The sequence below is a fragment of the Leptolyngbya sp. FACHB-8 genome (genome assembly GCF_014695575.1).
Classification (GTDB): Bacteria; Cyanobacteriota; Cyanobacteriia; order Elainellales; family Elainellaceae; genus Vacuolonema.
The window spans coordinates 165,542-186,869 of the sequence record NZ_JACJOO010000067.1 but is presented as its reverse complement, the minus strand read 5'-3'; the positions used below and the strand labels follow the sequence as shown (position 1 = coordinate 186,869).

Annotated in this window: 24 protein-coding genes; 16 read left to right on the top strand and 8 right to left on the bottom strand. The window is 49.8% G+C overall.

Features of this window, described 5'->3' with window-relative positions; translation table 11 throughout:
- The first annotated feature begins 59 nt into the window (after window positions 1-59).
- The 7 genes from lspA to H6F91_RS17915 all read left to right on the top strand — a co-directional run bounded on the left by lspA (window position 60) and on the right by H6F91_RS17915 (window position 3,431).
- Window positions 60-536 carry a signal peptidase II gene (gene lspA, locus H6F91_RS17945; RefSeq protein ID WP_190774807.1) on the top strand — a complete coding sequence of 159 codons (477 nt, stop codon included), beginning with the start codon at window positions 60-62 and terminating at the stop codon, window positions 534-536.
- Between the two features lie 382 nt (window positions 537-918).
- Window positions 919-1,254: a rubredoxin gene (locus H6F91_RS17940; protein WP_190774806.1), complete on the top strand. Its 336-nt coding sequence runs from the start codon at window positions 919-921 to the stop codon at window positions 1,252-1,254.
- A 44-nt stretch (window positions 1,255-1,298) separates the two neighbouring features.
- Window positions 1,299-2,315, top strand: coding sequence for a photosynthesis system II assembly factor Ycf48 (locus H6F91_RS17935; protein WP_190774789.1), 1,017 nt, complete (start codon window positions 1,299-1,301; stop codon window positions 2,313-2,315).
- Window positions 2,316-2,645: 330 nt separating this feature from the next.
- On the top strand, window positions 2,646-2,891 hold the full coding sequence (gene psbE / locus H6F91_RS17930) for a cytochrome b559 subunit alpha (protein ID WP_190774788.1): 246 nt from the start codon (window positions 2,646-2,648) through the stop codon (window positions 2,889-2,891).
- A gap of 15 nt (window positions 2,892-2,906) precedes the next feature.
- The gene (gene psbF / locus H6F91_RS17925; RefSeq protein WP_190774787.1) at window positions 2,907-3,041 is read left to right on the top strand and encodes a cytochrome b559 subunit beta; all 135 of its coding nucleotides are present in this window, start codon (window positions 2,907-2,909) and stop codon (window positions 3,039-3,041) included.
- Window positions 3,042-3,050: 9 nt separating this feature from the next.
- Window positions 3,051-3,173: a photosystem II reaction center protein L gene (locus tag H6F91_RS17920; RefSeq protein WP_190774786.1), complete on the top strand. Its 123-nt coding sequence runs from the start codon at window positions 3,051-3,053 to the stop codon at window positions 3,171-3,173.
- Between the two features lie 138 nt (window positions 3,174-3,311).
- A complete protein-coding gene (locus tag H6F91_RS17915; protein WP_190774785.1) occupies window positions 3,312-3,431 on the top strand; it encodes a photosystem II reaction center protein J in 120 nt (39 codons plus the stop codon).
- 244 nt (window positions 3,432-3,675) lie between these two features.
- On the opposite strand, the gene H6F91_RS17910 is transcribed toward H6F91_RS17915, so the two are convergent.
- From H6F91_RS17910 to H6F91_RS17895, 4 genes are all read right to left on the bottom strand, one after another.
- Window positions 3,676-4,413, bottom strand: a complete 738-nt coding sequence (locus H6F91_RS17910) for a hypothetical protein (protein ID WP_190774784.1) — start codon at window positions 4,411-4,413, stop codon at window positions 3,676-3,678.
- On the bottom strand, window positions 4,406-4,633 hold the full coding sequence (locus H6F91_RS17905; protein ID WP_190774805.1) for a DNA-directed RNA polymerase subunit omega: 228 nt from the start codon (window positions 4,631-4,633) through the stop codon (window positions 4,406-4,408). Before H6F91_RS17905 ends, H6F91_RS17910 begins: the two co-directional genes overlap by 8 nt.
- Before the next feature lie 344 nt (window positions 4,634-4,977).
- Window positions 4,978-5,484 carry a pentapeptide repeat-containing protein gene (locus H6F91_RS17900; protein ID WP_190774804.1) on the bottom strand — a complete coding sequence of 169 codons (507 nt, stop codon included), beginning with the start codon at window positions 5,482-5,484 and terminating at the stop codon, window positions 4,978-4,980.
- 152 nt (window positions 5,485-5,636) lie between these two features.
- Complete coding sequence (locus H6F91_RS17895; protein WP_347280056.1) at window positions 5,637-7,037, bottom strand: LCP family protein; 1,401 nt, start codon at window positions 7,035-7,037, stop codon at window positions 5,637-5,639.
- A gap of 474 nt (window positions 7,038-7,511) precedes the next feature.
- On the opposite strand from H6F91_RS17895, the gene H6F91_RS17890 reads away from it, so the two are divergent.
- Window positions 7,512-8,561: a mannose-1-phosphate guanylyltransferase gene (locus H6F91_RS17890; RefSeq protein ID WP_190774783.1), complete on the top strand. Its 1,050-nt coding sequence runs from the start codon at window positions 7,512-7,514 to the stop codon at window positions 8,559-8,561.
- A 662-nt stretch (window positions 8,562-9,223) separates the two neighbouring features.
- On the opposite strand, the gene H6F91_RS17885 is transcribed toward H6F91_RS17890, so the two are convergent.
- Window positions 9,224-10,027, bottom strand: coding sequence for an E3 ubiquitin ligase family protein (locus H6F91_RS17885; RefSeq protein ID WP_190774782.1), 804 nt, complete (start codon window positions 10,025-10,027; stop codon window positions 9,224-9,226).
- Between the two features lie 509 nt (window positions 10,028-10,536).
- Between H6F91_RS17885 and fni the strand changes: the two genes are divergently transcribed.
- From fni to H6F91_RS17870, 3 genes are all read left to right on the top strand, one after another.
- The gene (gene fni / locus H6F91_RS17880) at window positions 10,537-11,577 is read left to right on the top strand and encodes a type 2 isopentenyl-diphosphate Delta-isomerase (RefSeq protein ID WP_190774802.1); all 1,041 of its coding nucleotides are present in this window, start codon (window positions 10,537-10,539) and stop codon (window positions 11,575-11,577) included.
- Window positions 11,578-11,756: 179 nt separating this feature from the next.
- Window positions 11,757-12,479, top strand: coding sequence for a pyridoxine 5'-phosphate synthase (locus H6F91_RS17875; protein ID WP_190774781.1), 723 nt, complete (start codon window positions 11,757-11,759; stop codon window positions 12,477-12,479).
- A complete protein-coding gene (locus H6F91_RS17870; protein ID WP_190774780.1) occupies window positions 12,476-12,802 on the top strand; it encodes an MgPME-cyclase complex family protein in 327 nt (108 codons plus the stop codon). The genes H6F91_RS17875 and H6F91_RS17870 overlap by 4 nt, the downstream gene beginning before the upstream one ends.
- Before the next feature lie 334 nt (window positions 12,803-13,136).
- Here the strand turns inward: H6F91_RS17870 and H6F91_RS17865 are convergent, their stop codons facing one another.
- Complete coding sequence (locus H6F91_RS17865) at window positions 13,137-13,526, bottom strand: hypothetical protein (protein ID WP_190774779.1); 390 nt, start codon at window positions 13,524-13,526, stop codon at window positions 13,137-13,139.
- Between the two features lie 201 nt (window positions 13,527-13,727).
- On the opposite strand from H6F91_RS17865, the gene queA reads away from it, so the two are divergent.
- Window positions 13,728-14,849 carry a tRNA preQ1(34) S-adenosylmethionine ribosyltransferase-isomerase QueA gene (gene queA, locus H6F91_RS17860; RefSeq protein ID WP_190774778.1) on the top strand — a complete coding sequence of 374 codons (1,122 nt, stop codon included), beginning with the start codon at window positions 13,728-13,730 and terminating at the stop codon, window positions 14,847-14,849.
- A gap of 281 nt (window positions 14,850-15,130) precedes the next feature.
- Here the strand turns inward: queA and H6F91_RS17855 are convergent, their stop codons facing one another.
- The gene (locus H6F91_RS17855; RefSeq protein WP_190774777.1) at window positions 15,131-15,514 is read right to left on the bottom strand and encodes a hypothetical protein; all 384 of its coding nucleotides are present in this window, start codon (window positions 15,512-15,514) and stop codon (window positions 15,131-15,133) included.
- Between the two features lie 449 nt (window positions 15,515-15,963).
- Here H6F91_RS17855 and H6F91_RS17850 point away from each other — a divergent pair, with 449 nt between their 5' ends.
- Window positions 15,964-16,785, top strand: coding sequence for a Cof-type HAD-IIB family hydrolase (locus tag H6F91_RS17850; RefSeq protein ID WP_190774776.1), 822 nt, complete (start codon window positions 15,964-15,966; stop codon window positions 16,783-16,785).
- 379 nt (window positions 16,786-17,164) lie between these two features.
- Here the strand turns inward: H6F91_RS17850 and H6F91_RS17845 are convergent, their stop codons facing one another.
- Window positions 17,165-18,091, bottom strand: coding sequence for a hypothetical protein (locus tag H6F91_RS17845; protein WP_190774775.1), 927 nt, complete (start codon window positions 18,089-18,091; stop codon window positions 17,165-17,167).
- A gap of 490 nt (window positions 18,092-18,581) precedes the next feature.
- Here H6F91_RS17845 and H6F91_RS17840 point away from each other — a divergent pair, with 490 nt between their 5' ends.
- From H6F91_RS17840 to H6F91_RS17830, 3 genes are all read left to right on the top strand, one after another.
- Entirely contained in the window at window positions 18,582-19,283 is a 702-nt protein-coding gene (locus H6F91_RS17840) for a Crp/Fnr family transcriptional regulator (protein WP_190774774.1), read from the top strand.
- Window positions 19,284-19,429: 146 nt separating this feature from the next.
- The gene (gene dtd / locus H6F91_RS17835) at window positions 19,430-19,888 is read left to right on the top strand and encodes a D-aminoacyl-tRNA deacylase (RefSeq protein WP_190774773.1); all 459 of its coding nucleotides are present in this window, start codon (window positions 19,430-19,432) and stop codon (window positions 19,886-19,888) included.
- 420 nt (window positions 19,889-20,308) lie between these two features.
- A complete protein-coding gene (locus tag H6F91_RS17830; RefSeq protein WP_199307899.1) occupies window positions 20,309-21,034 on the top strand; it encodes an HAD family hydrolase in 726 nt (241 codons plus the stop codon).
- Window positions 21,035-21,328 lie beyond the last annotated feature (294 nt).

Sequence of the window (21,328 nt, the reverse complement as noted above, 5' to 3'; positions counted from 1 at the left end):
GGAGAATGACCCTGGACTATCTATCAGCAGTTACCCTTCTAATCTTCCGCTACTCCTTTATGCGCTGGAAAAACTCCTTTTTCTGGGTTACTGCCGTGGCAGGACTGGTGATCGACCAGTTGACCAAATGGCTAGTGGTGCAGAACTTTGAACTCGATGAAAGCTGGCCCTTCTGGCGAGGGGTATTTCACCTGACTTACGTAACTAATCCTGGAGCTGCCTTTAGCCTCTTCAGCGAGAGTGGTGAGTGGTTGCGCTGGCTCTCTTTAGCGGTAAGTCTGGGGCTAGTCGCCTTAGCCGTGTTCGGTCCAACAATGCATCGATTGGAGCAGATAGGGTATGGCTGCATTCTGGCAGGGGCATTGGGTAATGGCCTCGATCGTTTTCTGGCAGGGGAAGTTGTAGACTTCTTCGATTTCCGTCTGATCAATTTCCCTATCTTTAACTTTGCCGACGTTTTCATAAACATCGGCATCTTCTGTCTGCTAGCCTCTGCCTTCTTGCCGGTCCCTCCTTCTAATCGAAAGAGCCGCTAAGAATCTCATACAAAATAAAACCCCGAATTTTTTGGGAGAGCTCGGTGGCGTCGAACCTTTCCCAAAAAATCGGGGTTTTATTAAATTCACGATCTCAAGCAGCCAGGTAAGAGAAGCATTTGCCTATGAATCCGAATTTTGCCCTCCTGACACGACAGCAATTCTCAGTATGGGCATCAAAGCCAAGAGTTCACGCCCTACGGGCGTGAACTCTTGGCTTTGATGCCCGAAAACCGCGTGGTAAAGGCGCGCGGTTTTCGGGCCTGATTTCAAAATGAGAATTGCTGCTGACGCAAAGGCAAAATTAGTCTAAAGCCCAGTTCATGGGATAATGAATAAAACAAATTGTTACGACTTCTCATCTAACGGAAAACTCCAGGCCATGAGTACAGAAGCCGTTGACTCCAAAACCCTTGACCGGTATGAATGTACCGCCTGTGGCTACGTTTATGAACCTGCTAAGGGAGACAGCCTCAGCAAGGTTGCCGTTGGCGTTCCCTTTGAAGAACTGGCCGATACTTGGCGTTGCCCCGTATGTGGTGCTCGCAAAAACCGCTTTAGCAATGTGGGGCCAGCCGGTAACCCTTCGGGTTTTAAGGAAAACTTGAACTACGGGTTTGGTTTTAATGCCATGACACCCGGTCGAAAAAACCTGGTCATTTTTGGCGCGTTGGCTGTGGCATTCCTCCTTTTCTTAAGCCTTTATGGCCTGCGTTAATGTTATTTTTCTCGTCCCTGGCGTCTAGCTCTCATCGACAGCCCATGCGTGGAACTTTTCGAAACTTAATTCAGGTCGTCGTTCTGGCGATCGCCGTCTTCTTCACCAGTGGTTGCGCTCGGGGCTTTCTCCCCTCGACGGATTACAACCCCTGGCAAGCGGTTTCCCTGCCAACTCAAGAAACACTCTCAGATGTTTCCTTTACAGGTGATCATCGCCATGGCTGGCTCGTGGGTAAAAACTCTACCCTCCTGGAAACGAAGGATGGCGGGGCTACCTGGAGCCAGCGACAGTTACAACTCGGAGATGACCAGACCTACACCTTCCGCTCTGTAAGTTTTAAGGGAAATGAAGGCTGGATTGTTGGCCAGCCCAGTATTTTGCTCCACACCACCGATGGCGGTAAATCCTGGTCACGCATTCCGCTTAGCGAGCAGTTGCCAGGTTTACCCAATACGATCATTGCTCTGGGTTCCAAGTCTGCTGAGATGACAACAGATGTAGGTGCCATCTATCAAACAAAAGATGGTGGGCGTACCTGGAAAGCAATGGTGCAGGAAGCGGTTGGAGTCCTGCGAAATATTTCCCGCTCAAACGATGGGCGGTATATTGCGGTGTCTGCCCGAGGGAATTTTTATTCCACCTGGGAACCCGGTCAGGATGCGTGGGAGCAGCATAATCGCACCAGCTCTCGACGTCTGCAAAACATGGGTTACGCACCGAATGGGCGTCTCTGGCTACTGGCGCGAGGCGGGACTGTTCAGTTCTCTTCTCCCGACAATTTAGAGGAATGGCAGGATCAAATCGCTCCGGAATTCTCTACCAGTTGGGGATTATTGGATCTAGCCTATCGCACTCCTGATGAAGTCTGGATTACGGGGGGAAGTGGGAATCTTCTGGTTAGCCGGGATGGTGGCCAGACCTGGGAAAAAGATCGAGCCGTTGAGGATACTCCGTCTAATCTTTACCGGGTCGTTTTCCTGAGTCAAGACCAGGGCTTTATTCTGGGGCAGGGAGGAACAATGCTGCGATATGTACCTGAGGGTACGGAAGCCGCTTAATCCAAAACAGTGTTCAATTTTAAGAGACCCAAAAACTGTGTTTTTTAGCGCAGTTTTTTGGGTCTTGCGGAGTTGTTTCTAAAAAGAAACTGCTCACACTTCTCTTTGTTAAGGCTGCTCTCAATTGAGGGCAAAAAAAGTCTTTGGAGAGGGGTTTGAAAAACTAGTTTTTCAGTGCTAAATATACGGAAAATCAACCCTTTAAGGGACTTTTCAAATACCCTCTAGGGAAAGGGGTTATAAATCGTCGAATTGACTTGTTTGTGATTCCCCAACTCCCGTATCATAAAGACTAATGATTGGTATATATTCCGCACTGGAGGCATCTGGATGGCCGGTACTACTGGGGAAAGACCCTTTTCAGACATTATTACCAGCATTCGTTACTGGGTAATTCATAGCATTACGATCCCTGCTCTGTTTATTGCTGGGTGGTTGTTCGTCAGCACGGGCTTGGCCTATGACGTCTTTGGCACCCCTCGCCCTAACGAGTACTATACTCAAGAGCGTCAGGAAGTGCCGATTGTGATGGATCGGTCTGCCGCTAAACAGCAAATTGAAGACTTTTTGAAATAGTGAACTAGCAGACTTATGACAAGCAATAGCCCAAATCAGCCTGTTTCTTATCCCATTTTTACGGTTCGTTGGCTGGCCGTTCACACCCTGGCCGTTCCCAGCATTTTCTTCCTGGGAGCGATCGCCGCTATGCAATTTATTCAGCGTTAGGAGTCCGCGATGCCAGAACGTCTTCCAAACCCTAACAAACAGCCTGTCGAACTTAATCGAACATCGCTGTACCTGGGGCTGTTGTTAGTTTTTGTACTGGGGATTCTATTCTCTAGCTACTTCTTTAACTAAACCCTTTGTTGATGCTTAATCACTGATTTAGCATCCCGCCCATGCAGGTTATTCAGCCCATTACAAACACTGTAATTTGCTGAATTTTTATTTCAGGCTGCTTGCTGTGTTAACCAAGTTTTAGGAGATTCATACACTATGCTATCCAGTGGCAGAATCCCCCTGTGGGTTGTGGCAACGATCGCGGGCCTCGGGGTCATCGGCATCGTTGGTTTGTTTTTCTACGGTGCTTACGCGGGCTTGGGTTCTTCGATGTAGTCTTTCCAGAGCCGCTATAGGTCAACAAAATGAGGACACTAATAGTGCCCTCATTTTTTTGCAGTATAGAAGTATAAGGGGGATGGGTGCGAGGTGTGAAATGCCCCACACCCCATCCCTGAAGAGTAAGTACCCAGGGTATCCGCTTTCCGATAGTAAGGAGCTCAAGGCTTGTACGGAAAAGGAGAAGGCCAGGCATTGCCCGGCCTTCTCCTTTTTAAGGTATCTAGCGATCGCTACAGCATCACGGCAGGAGCAGTTGTGCGTCTCCTGGCTGTGGTTCTCGGGGCGTTGCGGTAGGAACTCCTGAGTTTGGGCGACTGGGAGAAGCAGGTGATGTGTTCACTCCTGTGGGCTCTTGAGCAGAACCCGACGATGATGCCCGAGCTGCTAACGGATTGAGCAGCGTCACAATTGTATCTACCAGTTGCTCCCGTTGTTCGCGGCTCAAATTGCGAACGGCTGCAATATCGCCCTGCATAGGGTCATCTCGGAAGTTACGGGAGTTGGGGTAGGTGTCAGGGTGCATGGTCTCATTGGCACCCAGGTAATCTGCCAGCGTCAGTTTCCAATCGAGTCGGAAGTAAGGCTGACGCTGCTGAACGCCCGTGTGATAGAACATTAACCGAGTGAGCAATGTACTTTCGGGAACGGTATTCCCGTCATTGTTCACGTATTGATTTTCCAATGGCAGAAATGGAAGCCGTTCGTAGAGAACCCGAGCAGTATCGGCAATATTAACCGCAGGAAGCTGAGCCGACACAGGAGCTGTAGCAAACCAGGGCTCTATAGTGGCAAGATAACTTGGGCTGGAAACGGGACGTGAAAATGCCCATGGAAAACTAACCAGGATGCTGGTGGTCAGAGCGATCGCCAGCCAACGATAGCGTCGTAGGGAGCTACGACGAGTCAGAGAAATAGACTTTGGTTGAAATAGCTGAGGCAAGCGTACCTTCATCGCAATACCCCGGACGTTACTCACCAATAATTTCGGGTTGTGTCAATTCATCAGACATCTCAATGATGGCTCGAATGACCGGCTTCATCTTGGGGTCGTCGTAGCTATCAAATTCCTCGTAGCGGCGACGCTGGGCGCGGTTTGCTACCTGTACCGTGATCCGGTAACGGTTAGAGGCGGCATTGATCAAATCTTCGGCCCGGCGCATCAAGTGACCGGCATCGAGGGTGGAGCGCTTCAGCATAGAAGTGTGTCGCATACTTAAAAGGCTTCTCCAGTTTATAGCAATAAACTCACGAACGTCTGCCTGAGCCAGTTGATTGCCCGCGTGCGAAGCGCACAGACAATCAACTAATACTAAAAACTCACGAAAATTTACCTACAGGGCTTTTCAAGCGCTTAAAATCTGGTTGTTTTTGTGAGAGCCGCACTCCGCGCGGCTCTCACAAAAACAACCTTGGCTGATTCAAGCGCAAAGCTCTGTAAGAGTATGCTGCCATTTTTTGAAGTCCTTGACTTTGCGTGTGCAGCGCGCACGCAAAGTCAAGGACTTCAAAAAATGGCGAAGGTACTGACTGAACGTACAGTTTAAGGGCAGCCTAAACTATCTCGGGTTGCGACGTGGGTGGTTGGATTCAGGCCTTCAGCGCGATCGCACAACTTTCGCTGCTCATACCGATCCAAAATGGCATCGGTGAAATCAGCCCCGGTAATGACCACATCTTCAAAGCTGGTGCGGGTCATAGTGGCCTCTTGCAGAACTGCATTTGTCAAATCAGCCCCTAACAAAAACACCCGATCGACCAACGCACCAGTCAGGTTGGCGCCTGACATATCTGCTCTGAGCATCACAGCTTTGGTCAAAATGGCATTGGTTAGATTGGCGTTGTGCAGATTAATACCTCGCATCTCCGCTGCAACAAACGCCTTTCCCGATAGGTCGGCTCCTGAAAAATCATAGTTTTCCAGATTGGCGTTGTTGTAATTAACGGTGTCAATGGCGGCCTCAACGGGTGCCGCACCAAGCAAAACCCATAAGCATGCCATTAGGAGAATGAGCAAAACTGCTAAGCTGCGCTTTAACCAACGACCCATCGGAGAATTTGCCTGTTGCATGCCTGCGTTCCACAAACCCTACTAAACTATTGATCTTTAAAGTGCCGGGTGCCTTTCAGCTGTCTGACACTTTAAAGATTAACAGTTCAGATTTTTTTGAGGGATTCTCCATGCCTCAAAAAAATCTGATGTTACTCTACCTCCTGGCTGTGCAACTCTAGCCAGTCTTCACCGACACGAAGTGTCAGATCAGAATCGAGATCGCCCGTCGACGCTGGAATGACCTGCCCCAATTGCAGCGTAGTTTGTAGCTGCCGAGCACTGTCCAGATCGCCATTTTGGCTAATGACTTCCGTTTGAGGAAGCACTTCCGACCAATCGTGGACAACATAGACGTTGCGGAAACCTTGGTCTCGAAGATAACGGGCAACCTTATTACCCACTTCCGGGGAACCTGTTGCATTTTGGACAGCAATTCTGAGGCGATTGATATCAGTTGCTTCATAGGCTTCCCCGCCGTCAGAGGCAACCCCAAAGAACTGCTGCATGAGCCGCGCCTTCCCTTCAGGGTTCAAAATCCAATAGCTTGCAACGGATTCATCAGGACGGCTAAAGCGCCCAGGCAACAGCACCATCTGAAAGTTATCTCGCTCTAGCTGTAAGCCAAAGTTCGCCAGGGCTAACATCTCTTCCATTGACATGTTGGTGTCAATGTGGCTCTTTAGTAATTCAATAATTTGAGGGATCTTAGGGATAATTGTGGGATTTGCAACACGTTCGCGCAGGGCACGAATTAACTGCTGTTGTCGCTGTACGCGGCCAATATCACCCGTCGCATCTTTACGGAAGCGTGCAAATTGCTCAGCCTGATCACCGTTCAGCACTTGCAAGCCCGGCTCCAGATCGATGTGAAGTTTTTGAGTGTTATCGGTGTACTTCATTCGGGTGGGAACGTAAACCTCAACTCCGCCCAGCAGATCGACGAGTTCCTTAAATGCAGACGTATCTACTCGTACGTAGCGGTCAATCGTAACCCCTTCAAAATTTTCTGTGACGGTGGTAGCGGCTAGCTCTGCTCCGCCCTCCATATTGGCATGGTTGATTTTTGTGATGCCCACCCCCGGAATGCGCACTTGTGTATCACGGGGAATGGAAAGGACATTCACCTTATTGCCATCGGGGTCGACGTGAACCAGCAGCATGGTGTCACTGCGCCCAGAAAAAACCTCTGGAGAATCAGGAGGTGCTGTCAGAACCCGGTCGATACCCATCACTAAAATATTGACAGGACGGGTAACTCGGTAGCCAACTGCCCCACGCACTAACTCTTTAATGGACTGGTTGGGTGGTTCTGCTGTGGCATGAGGAGTGGGGGCAAACCACATGAGCAGCGCTGCAAGAGCTGTCGATGAGGCTGCTGTAAAGAGGAGCGCGATCGCCCAACCAATCTTTTGCGCAGTACCCACTTTGCGTTGAGTTGGCACAATTTTTGAGGAGCCGGCCAACTTTAGAGGGTCAGACGGAATCTCAGGGATTTTAGCGGTTATAGATTTATCGGACTCAAGTCCAGGGTTTTGTTTTGACCGTACCACTCCGTCTCACACCTCATTATTGCGTCTCGTGTAAATCAAATAATGATTTAACAACAGTCTATACAAATGTAAACATTAGCGCCTTGTATCTGAAGAACGAATTTCCTTAATGCGCTCATCAAACCCGGATTAACTTACCAGAATATTGCTTAACAATTGGTAGAAAGGGTGACGATTTTGAGAATGGCTAAAATGTTCCAATCTTTCCGATAACTTATTCTGAAACCTTCCAAAATAAGGGTTTATACGCAATAGCCTAAAGAGTGCCGCAGGCAACGATAAAATTACGGAAATAGCCAATCTCAATGATTTAATCCTCTAAGCAAGGCATTTGACTTCGATCTACACCTTCTGGACTCGTATTCCGTCAAATTTCGTAAAAATTTTGATAAAACCCGAGGGAAACCCCGGGTCTCCAGGCGAAACCCAGGTAGGATGTGAGGCGAACCGAATGGCAGTAGGGAAAAGGTATCCATGATTCCGATTATTCTCGCAGGCGGTAAAGGAGAACGGTTTTGGCCTTTGAGCCGGAAGCACCGCCCCAAACAGTTTTTGAGCCTTGATGGAAGTGGAACCAGCCTGATTCAGGCTACCGCAGAGCGGTTACTTCCCCTTGCTGGAGATTGGGAGCACCTCTGGGTTATTACCGCATCTCACCTCGCAGAAGGGGTACGGGAGCAATTACCCAAATTGCCAGAGGCTAACCTGTTGGTGGAAGTAGAGGGGCGAGATACCGCTCCTGCTGTAGCCTGGGCGGCTCTGGAAGCGTCTCAGCGTTATGGAGAAGATGCGGTTGTTGGTTTCTTCCCTGCTGATCATTGGATTGGAGATCAGAGTCTTTTTGAGCAAACCCTTCGAGCTGCCTCGGCTCTGGCTCAGGAGCAGGGAGCGATCGCCACCCTCGGCATTCAACCCACCTTCCCTTCCACTGGGTACGGCTACATTGAACAGGGCGACTCGATTGGTCACTACCTGGAGCTTCCGGCTTATCGCGTTCAGCGCTTTACCGAAAAGCCCGAGGTAGAAACGGCCAAAGAGTTTCTTGCAAGTGGTCGTTTCAGTTGGAATAGTGGCATGTTTATCTTCCAGGCAGGTGTAGCTCTGGAAGAGCTAAAAATCCATGCTCCCTACGTGTTGGAACCCTTGCTCAAGGAAGGCCCATCAATTTATCCAAAAATTCCCAAGCAGAGCATTGACTATGCCCTAATGGAAAAAACAGCTCGTGCTTGTGTGCTACCTGCCACATTCCCGTGGGATGATCTGGGTGATTGGAACGCTATTGAGCGATTACTCAAGAGCGATAGCCCCAATGTAGAACTGGCCCGCCATGTGGGGCTCGATACTCAGGGAGCGTTACTTTACTCCAGCGATAATGATGATCTAATTGTGACCATCGGTTTAGAAGATGTGGTTATCGTGCGAGATAACAAAGTAACCCTTGTGGTTCGTAAAGACCGCACCCAAGATATCAAAAAAGTTATTAAGACTCTGCAAGACGACCCTACCCTGGCAGACTTGCTGTAACTAATATGCTGTGCATGAAGTGCATAGCATATTAGTACAGAATAGTTAGTACATGAATAGCCTTCGCGTTAGTTAGGACATCGAGAGTCAGTAGGAGTATTGCTCCCATTCTCTCCTGATGTCCTAACTAACCTGAGTTCGGGTTAAGGGTGTTTTCGAGTGCCGCGCGCTGCGCGGCACTCGAAAACACTCATTTTGGCGTGCGCAAAGCGCACGCCAAAATGAGCACTTCAGCTTATCCCGAACTGAGGTTAACTAACGCGACACTCGCAATAAAAAGTGGGAGCGAGCCCCCCTCGCTCCCACAACTGCCTTTATCAGGCCAATCAGGAGTCAACTTCCATATCTATAGAGTAGGTGTCGACCCTTATAGCGAACCTCGCCTAGTCAGGGTACCCAAACGGGTGATTTGACTTTTGACTGGGGGAATCGTTCTTCTCTAGCGTCATGAAGCGTTGGTAGAAAGCGCTGTTTGGGTTAGGGGTATTTTTGAGGATGCATCAGTTCCTCCAGTTTGTTTGAATTGCTTTAGGAAACCAGCAATCCTCATTGTGAGCTTTAAGTGTGGGACTTTGCCCCCTTAGAGTGCGGAGTCCCACACTTAAAGCCTTGAAGCCCACCCTGGCGGGCTTCAGGGCCTCATTCCAAAATGGAAATTGCTGCTAGAAAACAGCGTTGACCAATCCAACCAGGGTCAGTACGCTCCCCAAACCAACGCAGCCAATCATAATGCGGCGCAGGAGAATCGCTTGGTCCTGTGCCGCTTTGGTGATGTCCTCAGCGGTTCTGAGGGCAACAATGAAGTGCTTATCCCGCTCTGTTGGTTTCTTCAAGACCAGGCTATTACCCTGATCCACGATGCTGGCGACGATAGTTGCCTGACGATGCAACGGCAGAATCACTTCATGATAGTGATATCCCAGGGTACGGCGGCCCATACTGGGTGTTCCCGTTGCGAGCGTGAAGCCACCAAACGAGATGAGACCCCCAGGTTGTTCGGCTCGAAACTCGTCAACAACAGTAATCGTTTCAACGTCAGCCGATTCTAAATCGACTTCAATGGTTCCGGTGCGATCGCGCAACACAAACGGTACCGATTGCTCATTCGTAGACATGGTTTCCGAACTCCGCTGCGTTTCTTCGCGGGTTTTGCCCTCGCTATCTTTGACCGTGACGCGCTCCTCGTACTCTCGGCGTACCGTCATGCGGTAGTGGGCGCAGGGCTGCTCACTGAGGGGAGCGGTGAGAGGGCGATCGCACACAATCTCTCCCGCAACTTTCACATACTCCCGCCAACTGCCGCCACCAATTTCCTGGGCAATTTCTTTCGCCATGGTTTCCAACTCCGCTACGGTAGCGGCCCGCGCCATTCGCACACAGTTCGCGCGGTTGTGCTGGTTCCGTTGGATAAAGAACAGCACTCCAGCCACAACGAATACCACAACACCTGCAACTACAAAACCCATAACCATTACCGCTCAGCGATTCAGCCTTAGCGTACCCACCTCTTTCCCAGCACCAACGGCCCTTCACAGGATGCAATGATCAGAATTTGCCCGTCGTGTGGGACTTTGCTTACAAAGCGGATAAAGTTTCACACGACGGGCCAGCAATGCTCATTTTGGAATCCAGCCCGAAAACCGCTCGCCTGAGGCGAGCGGTTTTTGGGCTTCAAAGCCGAGAGTTCGTGCCCGTAGGGCACGAACTCTCGGCTTTGAAGCTCATAATGAAAATTACTGGCGACGGGCAAATTCTGATGCAGAAATCTCCTCAGTGTGCAGTGTCAGGGCTGCACCTCAGAAGTGTGTCGCAATGTTGCCGCAATTAGTTTGGGTATCTATGCCGTGGGAGACTGACAAAGCATAATCGTATAAACCCTTGATGTAAGCCACTTATAGCTGTGTCTGACACCGTGAAGTTAAACGTTGAGGCGCTCCCTCCCCTGATTTCCCCGGAGGGGTTTGCCAATTTGCCCGTGGACTCGGAAGCCGTTACTGAAACCCAAAGCCGCAAAGCCGATCACATTCGTGTCTGCCTGGAAGACAATGTGCAGTTTCGGCAAACGACCAGTGGCTTAGAAAACTACCGCTTTCGCCATTGCGCTCTACCCGAACTGGATTGGCATGAGCTCAATATCTCCACCTCCTTTCTGGGCAAGTCACTCAAGGCTCCCCTCCTGATCTCGTCTATGACTGGGGGTACGGAGCAAGCGCGCCTGATCAACCAACGTCTGGCCGCGATCGCCCAACAGTACCGCATTGCAATGGGTGTCGGTTCCCAACGGGTTGCCCTGGAAAATCCTGAAGTCCGTCCGACCTTTGCGGTGCGGGCTATTGCCCCCGACATCCCCCTCTTTGCCAATTTAGGAGCCGTTCAACTGAACTACGGCTGCACTATCGAGTCATGCCAGCGGATCGTGGACTGGTTAGAAGCGGATGCTCTGATTCTGCACCTGAACCCCCTGCAGGAGGCGGTACAAACCGGGGGCGATCGCAACTTCCGGGGGCTATTGAGCCAAATTAAAACCCTTTGTAAGCAGCTTCCTGTTCCCGTTATTGCGAAGGAAGTGGGCAATGGTATATCGGGCTCTTTGGCTGAGAAATTGTTGGATGCCGGGATCAGCGCGATTGATGTCGCTGGAGCTGGAGGCACCTCCTGGGCAAAAGTTGAAGGGGAGCGCGCGAAAGATCCGCTTCAGCGCCGCCTGGGAAATACCTTTGGTGATTGGGGGCTACCAACTGCCGAATGCTTAACGGAAATTCGAACGGTTGCCCCCCATGTGCCGCTCATTGCTTCGGGTGGGTTGCGAGATGGTTTAGATGTGGCGAAGGCGATCGCCCTCGGAGCAACTCTGGGAGGCCTGGCCCTTCCCTTCTTGCAAGCCGCTGCGACCTCGGAAACTGCCCTCCATGAACTGATGGAAGCTCTCATTGCAGAATTGAAAACAACGCTGTTGTGTACAGGTAGTGGAACTCTGGCAGACTTGCAGCAACCTGGGGTTCTCCAGCGCATCTAGAGCTTGTCCTTCAAGACCCATGGAGAGAGTAGACGCGCTGTGCCTACTCTCTTGTGTCCTGATAGGAGTCGCGATCGCGATAAATCGCCACCCGAGTTTAAACCCAGCTTTTTCAAGCGGATCCATTGCTTCCACTGCAATGGCATCATAGAGAATGTCTTTAAAGGGGAGAGACCACTTTGCCTACTCTGGGTGTCAATATCGACCATGTGGCAACCATTCGTCAGGCCCGCCGTACGGTGGAACCTGACCCAGTGGCCGCCGCAGTTCTGGCAGAACTGGCCGGGGCCGATGGCATCACCGTTCACCTGCGGGAGGATCGCCGTCACATCCAGGAACGGGATGTGCGCATTCTGCGACAGACTGTACGCACCCACCTGAACCTGGAGATGGCTGCAACCGAGGAAATGGTGGCGATCGCCCTCGACATTCGCCCTGACTATGTCACCTTGGTGCCAGAACGGCGCGAGGAAGTGACCACTGAGGGCGGCTTAGATGTGGCTGGGCAGAAAGCTCGTATTGGCTTTGTCGTGGAGCAATTACAGGGAGCGGGGATTCCCGTAAGCCTGTTCATTGATCCCGAAGAGGTTCAAATTCAGGCCTCCGCTGCCGTTGGAGCCCAATTTGTGGAACTCCATACGGGAACCTACGCCGAAGCCCAGAACGAAGTGAGCCATGCTCATGAACTGGCCGTGTTGAGCCGGGGTTGCCAGCGGGCGATCGCCAACGGTCTACGGGTGAATGCAGGTCATGGGCTGACCTATTGGAATGTCGCCCCGGTCGCGGCTCTAGAGGGGATGGAAGAACTAAATATCGGTCATTCCATCATTAGTCGAGCGGTGCTGGTGGGGCTGGAGAGGGCTGTACGTGAAATGAAACAAGCGATTCAAGGAGCTGTATGACAACCTACTATTACCTTCTCGCAAGCGAGAAATTTCTTCTAGAGGAAGAACCTCTCGATGAGGTACTTAAGGAACGCCATCGTGATTATCAAGAAAAGGGAAAAGCCATTGACTTTTGGCTCGTGCGCCAACCAGCCTTCCTAGAAACTCCTGAGTTTGCGGCAGCTAAGGCCAAATGCCCTCAGCCCAGTGTGGCCATTGTTTCAACGAATTCTCAGTTCATCACCTGGCTACGGTTACGGCTGGAATATGTACTAACCGGGGAGTTTGAAGCCCCCAGTTCTACGATTCCTGATCCATTAGCATCCCTGGCAGCGGTGTAATTGTGTTTGCGATAGCCATTTAGGCAACGGCAAAAGGAGAGGGTGGGCGCTTAATGCCCACCCTCTCCTTTTGCTGTGGCTTGACGCGGTCTGTTTAGGACAGTGTGTTTTTGAAAAACACGCTATCTGGTTCTCAACGCGTAGCGCTATCTAGAAAATACGCTGAGGTGTTGTGCTTCCCCTGCGATCGCCGTTAATTGACAAGCAACACCGCTTATCCAATGGATAAGCGGTGTTGCTGTGGAATTCTTGAGTTGCTATTTTCTGAGAAGAAACAAATGTGGTGTGGTTTCTCCGTAACGTAGGCCTGAAGAATGGAGGGAGAAATGGCGGCTTAGGTTAATGTTTCAGGACAATATCCTAACCCTGTTACGAACTGCTTACGAAATTCTTCAATTTCCTGGCGGTTGGGTTTGCCGTGGGATACGACAGCTACCTGATAACGCCGCATGACTTCAATCGGGGATTGTCCCATCTCCAAACCCCAAAACGTCATCCGAACGCGATTTTCTGGCTCATAGGCATTGCCCAGCTCATTCAAGAAGGCTCGGAAATCACCCTCCTGCTCAGGATCCAGTAATTCTTCGAGTTTTATTTTGATGACCCAACCGTTAATCTGGTGGATTACAGTCAAAAACCGGGTCTGTAGCCAGAAGGCCTGGTGGAGGTACTCTACCACTCGCAGGGTCAAACTGGCGTTAGTGAGGTAATAGACGAATTCCATACTTCCCGATCGCTCCCAGGCCAATACTGTGCTCTACTTTTCTATTTTCTTAATAATCAAGGCAATTATGGTGAGGGGAAACACGTCACTTGTTATAGGGGATTTCACCCAATCTGCGAGAATGTTCTCCATCAAGTAAAAAATATTTTTACTTGATGGATTTCCCTTAATCTGGCTTTAAGTCTCTGTGTGTGTGTTCTGATGTTTGCTCAACCCCCTGATGATGACGACTTGAAACTGGCGGCATATCAATATCACCTGCCTCCAGAGCGCATTGCGCAAAACCCTGCTGTCCCCCGGGATAGCTCTCGGCTGCTCGTAGTTACTTCCAAAACTGAATATCAGCATCATATTTTCCGTGAACTGCCGCACCTGCTACGGCCTGGTGACCTGTTAGTGATGAACGATACCCGTGTGCTTCCAGCCCGGCTCTACGGCCGGAAAGTGGGCGGCGGGAAAGTTGAACTGTTGTTGCTCGAAGAAAAAGAGCGAAATTGCTGGCTGTGCCTGGTCCGGCCAGGACGGCGGTTAAAGCCCGGTGCCCGCATTCACTTTTTTGGCGATCGCACTCCCGTCGACGAAGAGCACGATAAGCCCCCCAAACTAGAGGCCACGGTATTAGCGGTTGACCCCGCTACATCGGGGCGAATTATCCAGTTTGAGCCACCAGCGGGGCAATCCTTGCTCTCGGTGCTGGATGAGATAGGGGTTGTCCCCCTTCCCCCCTACATCACGGGTAGCGAGGCTGCCCCTGACCAGTACCAGACGGTGTACGCAAATGAGCCAGGTTCGGCAGCCGCTCCTACTGCCGGACTACACTTTACCCCCGAGCTCCTGGAAAACTTGAAATCTCAGGGCATTGAACAGACCTTCATTACCTTGCATGTGGGAGTCGGAACGTTTCGGCCGGTCGAGGTCGACGATATTACGACCCACCGGATGCATGGTGAGTGGTTGGAGATCTCGCCCGAGGTGGTCGAAAAAATTCAGGAGACGAAAGCCCGAGGTGGGCGGGTCATTGCCGTGGGCACTACCGTAATCCGATCGCTAGAAGGGGCGGCTCAGGATGGTGGCCTTAAGCCCTTTCAGGGAAAGACTGAGTTGTATATTTACCCTGGCTATCAGTGGCAGGTCGTCGACGGTTTAATTACCAATTTCCACTTGCCCCAATCCAGCTTGATGATGCTCGTCAGTGCTTTTGTGGGGCGCAAGCGGTTGCTTAACTTATACGAGGAGGCGATCGCTCAGGAATACCGTTTTTACTCCTTTGGAGATGCCATGCTGCTTTTGCCTGAAGGCCGTTACGATTCCTCTGACACCTAAGGTAACTGCGCTTTGAGGGGGCGATCGGTTGTAGCCCCCTTCAAAAACTTAGTTAGGGCATGAGTTCGAGTTAAGGGCGTTTTCGAGTGCTGAGCAACGCGCGGCACTCGAAAACACTCATTTTAGCGTGCGCTTTGCGCATGCCAAAATGAGCACGTCAGCCTATCCTGAATTGGGGACAACTAACGCAATAAAGGCCATAGATTGCGTAAGGCTGTAGAACAAAACTGTCTAGGCCAAGGGTTTTAGCTCTGGCTTAACTTTTTGATGGGTTTTGACACCTAACTCTTCAGATCGATTCCCAAATAGGTTTTGCTGAGAAATTGGGTCAGTCGCCGCAGTGCTGAAGAATTGACCGATTGAGCTGAGGCGCTGCCTACTAACTGGGCAAAAGCCTCATCAGATAGTTCGCCAGAATGATGTCGCTGAAACGCACTAACGACGATTACTAATTCATCGACAGAGAACTGATAGCCCTTTTTAGCTGCAAATTCAGTCACAGTAGGAGCACGATCCCCAAGGAGGGCTTCGGTTTCAGCCGTATCTAATTCAGCTTCGCTGCTAATATTGCCATCGCCAACTCCAAGCAATGCTTCTAGCTCATGTTGCAGGGTAATATCTGCCGCCGTCTTGTGCATGAATTCAAGCACCTGCGTCGTACTCATGTCGGTCCCTCTGTTTGAAGTCGGCAAAATCCTAACAAGGGTTGCTTGAAAACCCTGTTAATAAAAGCTGAAATTTCCGTTCCTTATGGGTTCGCTTAAGGGCAGGCAGTCTACTTCAGGAGACCCATCGTTCGTATGACAGCGCTTTGTACCTGAATCAGCCGCGCTTGCTTTTGTGAGAACCGCGCGGAGTGCGGCTCTCACAAAAGCAACTAGATTTTAAGCGTTTGAAAGCGCTGTAGTGCTGACAGATAGTGTTCTAGACGTATGGATGGGGTGTGGTGAATGGGGCGCGAAGTATTTCCCTCACCACACCCCATCCATACGTTTGAAACATGACCAGGCTGACGTAGGCTTCTCAAAACGGGCTACAGTCATGAATGGAAAATTGAAACGTGGATGACCTAACAATTCAATTCTTCTCATTCAACTTTTTAGTTCCCAAAATAATGAAAGATATTCGGCTATTGGTCATGGATCTGGATGGCACCGTGGTCGGGCATTCCAATCAAATTGAGGCGAAAGTTTTACAAGCTATCCAGGCCGCTCAAGAGCGGGGTATACAAGTCGCGATCGCCACTGGGCGTATGTATCAATCTGCGCTTCGCTTTCATCAGGCGATCGCTTCTACCCTACCCTTGATGGCTTACCAGGGAGCCTGGATTCAAGACCCACAGACAAACGAAGTCCATCGCCACTGGACGCTTTCCCGTGAGTATGCCCATGAGCTGTTGGATTTTTTTGAGCAGCCAGAATTGCGCGATCGCCTCTCTATCCACTTCTATATCAACGACCAGCTTTACGTGCGCGAAATGTTAGAGGAAACGGAGCGCTACGTTGAGCGATCGTCTGTTGCAGCTCATGCAGTTGGCGATCTGCGCCAGCTTCTCACTGTTGATCCCACCAAAGTTCTTGTGCAAAGCTCGGATGTCGATCTGATTGATCAACTCTGGCAACTGCTCAAAAAACGCTATGCCCCAACAGATATCTACCTCACCAAGTCTGTAGATATCTTTTTGGAGGCCACGAACCCCCAAGTTAATAAGGGAACGGCGGTACGATACATCGCGGAGGAATTGCTGGGATTAGAGGCGGATCAAGTCATGACCATCGGTGATAACCTGAATGACCTGGAAATGCTGGAATATGCCGGGATTGGCGTCGCCATGGGAGATGCCCCCGAAGCTGTTAAAAGAATGGCGCAGTGGGTTGCACCCAGTGTAGAAGCGAGCGGTGCCGCCGTTGCTATTGAAAAATTCCTATTAACCTAATCTGTTTCAATAGTAGACCTCCTGCATGAATCGGTTTTGAGGGTGTGAATCGTTGCGTGGCGAAGCCACACAACGATTCACGCACGAGGTCTACTGAAGATGGGCCTAATGCTTTACGTTCCGTCTAAGCAGAACGTAAAGCATTAGGCCCATCTTCATATTGAAAAAATATTAAAGGAGCTGTTCTTTCGCCTTCTAGAGGAAGTAACCTCTTTAAATGTCAGAAAGAGCACCGACGACTGACCGTGTTTCGTCTCGGTGCTCTCGCTGGTTCGCTCCTCACACATCCGCCACTCTATCAGACGATGATTGGATTTGTCAGCTCTTATTTGAAAAAGTCATCAGAACCTGACAATAGTACACATTAGTCATGCAGGTTTCAGAGTTCACAAAGAGGCTCTATTCCCTGGATCTCCAAACTCTGCGCGAGACAGTGACGACTGAAAAGAATGAGCCCTAAACGGGCCTGAGCCAACTGAGGGGCGTGGGCTTTGATCTCGCCCAAAATGCGACAAGCTGCGTCAAATGCAAAAAAACGTTCGCTGAAATGTATTTGACTTGGGGAAAATGTGCGATCGCCCAAAACTTCAACCCCAGAGACAAGTAAGTACCGCTCACTGGGGTGAACCAGTCTCAGTTGGCCCTCTTCCTGAAGCCAGGAAAGGGGATTAGGCCAATCTATCCTCTGAGGCAAACTCTTCTCGTCTGCTGGGTAGATCTTTATAAGCCCTTCCCGCTCCCCTAGACGAAGTAATGAACAGCATCGGGCATGAGCGGCTTGCAGCGGAAATATACCCTCCAGCGACCGTCGATTGGAGGTTGCACTGTCTTCTCTACGGAAGACGGAGGGCGTAAGTTCTAGGTCTGGTAACGCAATAACTTGCTGTAACCAGCTTGCTAGAGCCCGATCGCTCACCTCAATTTGAATCAAGTGATGAGCATAGACAGTCACGCGACAATTTACCCAAATTTCAGCTCGCAGCTTGTACCCGGGATCGCTTCTTACAAGTGGTTTAGAGCCATGTGTAAGAAGGTCTACCAGCTTCTGAGCGATAGTAGCGCTAGGTATAGAGAGTAGAGGACTGAGTTGAGGGGCGATCGCCCATTGATAAATGATGGCTTCTGTTCGGCGTACACGCCTGATCGCATTAGATGCCACCAGATCAGCCATAACTTTCTCCCAAGCGCTAGCACTACTGGAAGGGAATAAGTCGCACCACTCCTGAGGCAATAGCTTCAAGGTCTCTTCCAGAATGGTGTGTACCTGCTGGTTTAGGAGAGTTTGTAATCGAATCGTGGAGTGCAAGGGGCGCTAGTACTCAATAACTTAAAGTTTGTCCATGTCAAAAAATTTTCCAGGCAAACGTAAAACATTGCCATTGCCCAATCTTGAAGTGTTGAGCATCCGCATCCGAAATTAAAAAAACTTTAAAGAGTGTTTACTCTTCATAAAGTCTTAATAAAACATTGAATTCAATCTGTGAAATTTACGTAAATTGGCGTCAATGCTGCCACAAATATCGTCAGGAATCATCCTGAGCCTGAGTTCGATTCTGTGAAAACACAGAGAAGCCTAGTATTCAACTATTAATTTTTGATGAACTGAACAGGACATATGTGTCGCAATTTATCTGGACTCCGTAATTTTCCTTACTATAGTTAAGATTAAAGGCGAATATACTGTGGTCAGTTTGGGTAAGTGTGGCTCCTTGCATATTCGGCTTCAGCTGACGAGTGTTGTTTTCAAAGTGCAGTCGCCATCGCGCACTTCTACTGATACCGACGAGTGAGTATCTATGTATCCCATCACATCCCCATCAGACTCCTCCAGACCCTTCTTGACCTGGCAACGGATCACCGATTGGGCTCAGGAGCATTATCGTTGTCGGTCTTTTACGAAAGACGAAAAAATCCCTGCTCGTCCTGGCTTGCTTTATCTAGTTGAACGGGGATCGATTCGCTTGGTGGGTGAAGCTCAGGTGAGTGCATCCAGCAGTAATTCACGCATTTCTCGTCCTTTAGAGGCTGAGGAGGCATTTTTAGGTTTTGTTGGGGCTGGGCAACCCTTTGAGATTGTGGTGCAATCGCCCTTTACCCTGCAAGCCTTCGCCCATGTTGATCAAACTTCAGTCATCTGGCTGTACTGGCACGACCTAGACCATTGGCCTCATTTTCGTCGCGAAGTGTTAGACGCCTTCCGTCATCAACACCAGCGCAAACTGCTCTGGCTTAGCACCCTAGGGCAGCGGCGGACGATTGATCGGTTGCTAGGGTTTATTACTCTGCTCATTGAAGAGTTTGGTGAGCCCTTTGACGATGGCTATTATCTTCCCTGGACTTTGACTCATGCTCAGATTGGTAGCGCGATCGGCTCCACCCGTGTTACTGTTACCCGCCTGATGGGCAAACTCCGTCAACGCGGGCTGATCTGCTCCTATGCAGATAACTTGATTGCCCTACCTTCGGATAACCCTGTCTTACAGAAGCGGCAGGCATAGGTCATCAACGAATAGCCTTATAGGGCAAAAAGAAGGTGAAAGCTTTGCTTCCACCTTCTTTTTTTGCCTGCTGCGGATTTAGTTTGATTAGAATTTAAAGTCTTTGCCGTGTGAGTTAACCTCAATTCTAAGAAGGAAATAGGACAGTGCGAGTAGTTATTCAACGGGTACGGTCATCACAAGTTGTAGTTGATGGAGAAGTCGTAGGACAGATTGGACGGGGACTAAACTTACTGGTTGGGATCGCAGAAGGGGATGCTGAGGAACAGTTGCAGTGGATGGCACGAAAGTGTCTGGATTTGCGGATATTCTCAGGAAAGGAGGGCGATCGCTTCGATTGTTCGGTTCAGGAGATTGGCGGAGAATTGCTCGTTATCAGCCAATTCACACTCTATGGCGATTGTCGCAAGGGAAGGCGGCCTTCCTTCGACCAGGCTGCTCCTCCTAGCACCGCAGAAGCACTGTACAACACCTTTGTGTTAATTCTGCGGCAGAGTGGTCTACGGGTGGAGACAGGACGATTTGGTGCAATGATGCAGGTTTCTATTGAAAATGATGGGCCTGTAACATTGCTTCTGGAACGCGAGGCGATCTTCTCATCGTAGGACTTAGCGTTGCTTACGCTACCAAGGTAGTGTTCTAGATGTGTGGATGAGATGTGGTGAAAGGGGTACGAAGTACCCCTTTCACCACATCTCATCCACACATTTGAAACAGGACCCGCTATCAGGCTCAACACGACGAGAAGGTTGGTATTGAAAAATGCTATGGCTTGCGTGTGAGAGGACGAAATTAGTGATGGAGCCAATCCTTGTGGGCCTAGGTGCTTAGGTAAAACCTGATACATAAGATTAACTTATTAGTCAAAGCAGTTAGTTTTTTTGCACCTTATGAAATTGTGATATTGTGAAGAAGTATTTAAATTTAATTCGATTCAGCGTACTCGGATGGGGAACGTAGTTGCTATTAGCCAAAGATTAATATCCATGGTTCCCGGTGCCAAGAGAACATCCACTTGCGCTCCGATGACTGTGTTCTGTGATTTTGATGGGCCAATTCTTGATGTATCTGAGCGATACTATCAGACCTATCTGTTGGCCTTGGCAGATGTTCAAGCTGACTGTCATGCTCAAGGTACCGCTCTCCCTATCCATCAATTGGATAAACAACAGTTCTGGCACATGAAACAAAATCGAGTGCCTGATCTCGAAATTGCAATGCGATCGGGTTTGCCAGCTGAGTATTTCGATGCATTTTTACAGCGGGTAACTCATATCGTTAATCAGCCTGCATTACTCCATCGAGATACTCTACAGCCTGGTGTTCGTTGGGCTCTGTCTTTACTGCACGCTCAGGGAGCGCAGCTTTTTCTAGTGACCCTGCGATGCCAACAGCAGGCTGAGCAAATTTTGCAAAGTTATGGTTTAGCTCGGCTCTTTACTGATATTCGCGGAACCCATGACAAGGATGCGGCCTATCACAATCAGGCTGAGCAGAAAAATGCTCTGCTTATGCAAGTGATGGCTGACTATGGCATTTCACCCAATGCTCATGCCTGGATGATTGGGGACACTGAGGCTGATGTACTGGCAGGCCAAGCCAACCACATTCGCACGATCGCTGTTACATCAGGCATTCGCAGCCAAACCTATCTAAATCGCTTCCAGCCAACCCGTATTCACCATGATCTGCTTTCAGCCGCTCACTACCTGGTTTACCAGACGGAAGCGTTTCCCGTGTTAGTTGGCTAAAAAATTCTCATGTATCAAAGAGAGTGTGGATAAGCCCTCACTCTCTTTGATATTGCGGAGCCATTTTGCTAATTCTTTTCAAGATAGCAACGGGCAAGCGCGGTAAGTACAGTAACGGTGGTGTGAGGCACGAGGTGCTACACCACCGTACTTAATCAATGTGCATAGCACTATAGGAATAGGATTTACGTACGCTCACCCTAGTTAAAGCATTAATGTTGTGCGGTGTACTTTGCACACCACACAACATTAATGCCAGCAATTCTCAGTATGGGCATCAAAGCCAAGAGTTCA

What these genes read in the sequence shown, in the direction of transcription:
- H6F91_RS17850 (WP_190774776.1), top strand. Translation starts at nt 15,964, where the DNA reads ATGAAAGATATTCGGCTATTGGTCATGGATCTGGATGGCACCGTGGTC.
- H6F91_RS17840 (WP_190774774.1), top strand. Translation starts at nt 18,582, where the DNA reads ATGTATCCCATCACATCCCCATCAGACTCCTCCAGACCCTTCTTGACC.
- H6F91_RS17915 (WP_190774785.1), top strand. Translation starts at nt 3,312, where the DNA reads ATGCTATCCAGTGGCAGAATCCCCCTGTGGGTTGTGGCAACGATCGCG.
- H6F91_RS17890 (WP_190774783.1), top strand. Translation starts at nt 7,512, where the DNA reads ATGATTCCGATTATTCTCGCAGGCGGTAAAGGAGAACGGTTTTGGCCT.
- H6F91_RS17865 (WP_190774779.1), bottom strand. Translation starts at nt 13,526, where the DNA reads ATGGAATTCGTCTATTACCTCACTAACGCCAGTTTGACCCTGCGAGTG.
- H6F91_RS17885 (WP_190774782.1), bottom strand. Translation starts at nt 10,027, where the DNA reads ATGGGTTTTGTAGTTGCAGGTGTTGTGGTATTCGTTGTGGCTGGAGTG.
- psbE (WP_190774788.1), top strand. Translation starts at nt 2,646, where the DNA reads ATGGCCGGTACTACTGGGGAAAGACCCTTTTCAGACATTATTACCAGC.
- H6F91_RS17940 (WP_190774806.1), top strand. Translation starts at nt 919, where the DNA reads ATGAGTACAGAAGCCGTTGACTCCAAAACCCTTGACCGGTATGAATGT.
- H6F91_RS17935 (WP_190774789.1), top strand. Translation starts at nt 1,299, where the DNA reads ATGCGTGGAACTTTTCGAAACTTAATTCAGGTCGTCGTTCTGGCGATC.
- lspA (WP_190774807.1), top strand. Translation starts at nt 60, where the DNA reads ATGCGCTGGAAAAACTCCTTTTTCTGGGTTACTGCCGTGGCAGGACTG.
- H6F91_RS17870 (WP_190774780.1), top strand. Translation starts at nt 12,476, where the DNA reads ATGACAACCTACTATTACCTTCTCGCAAGCGAGAAATTTCTTCTAGAG.
- H6F91_RS17905 (WP_190774805.1), bottom strand. Translation starts at nt 4,633, where the DNA reads ATGCTGAAGCGCTCCACCCTCGATGCCGGTCACTTGATGCGCCGGGCC.
- H6F91_RS17830 (WP_199307899.1), top strand. Translation starts at nt 20,309, where the DNA reads ATGACTGTGTTCTGTGATTTTGATGGGCCAATTCTTGATGTATCTGAG.
- queA (WP_190774778.1), top strand. Translation starts at nt 13,728, where the DNA reads ATGTTTGCTCAACCCCCTGATGATGACGACTTGAAACTGGCGGCATAT.
- H6F91_RS17920 (WP_190774786.1), top strand. Translation starts at nt 3,051, where the DNA reads ATGCCAGAACGTCTTCCAAACCCTAACAAACAGCCTGTCGAACTTAAT.
- H6F91_RS17900 (WP_190774804.1), bottom strand. Translation starts at nt 5,484, where the DNA reads ATGGGTCGTTGGTTAAAGCGCAGCTTAGCAGTTTTGCTCATTCTCCTA.
- H6F91_RS17855 (WP_190774777.1), bottom strand. Translation starts at nt 15,514, where the DNA reads ATGAGTACGACGCAGGTGCTTGAATTCATGCACAAGACGGCGGCAGAT.
- psbF (WP_190774787.1), top strand. Translation starts at nt 2,907, where the DNA reads ATGACAAGCAATAGCCCAAATCAGCCTGTTTCTTATCCCATTTTTACG.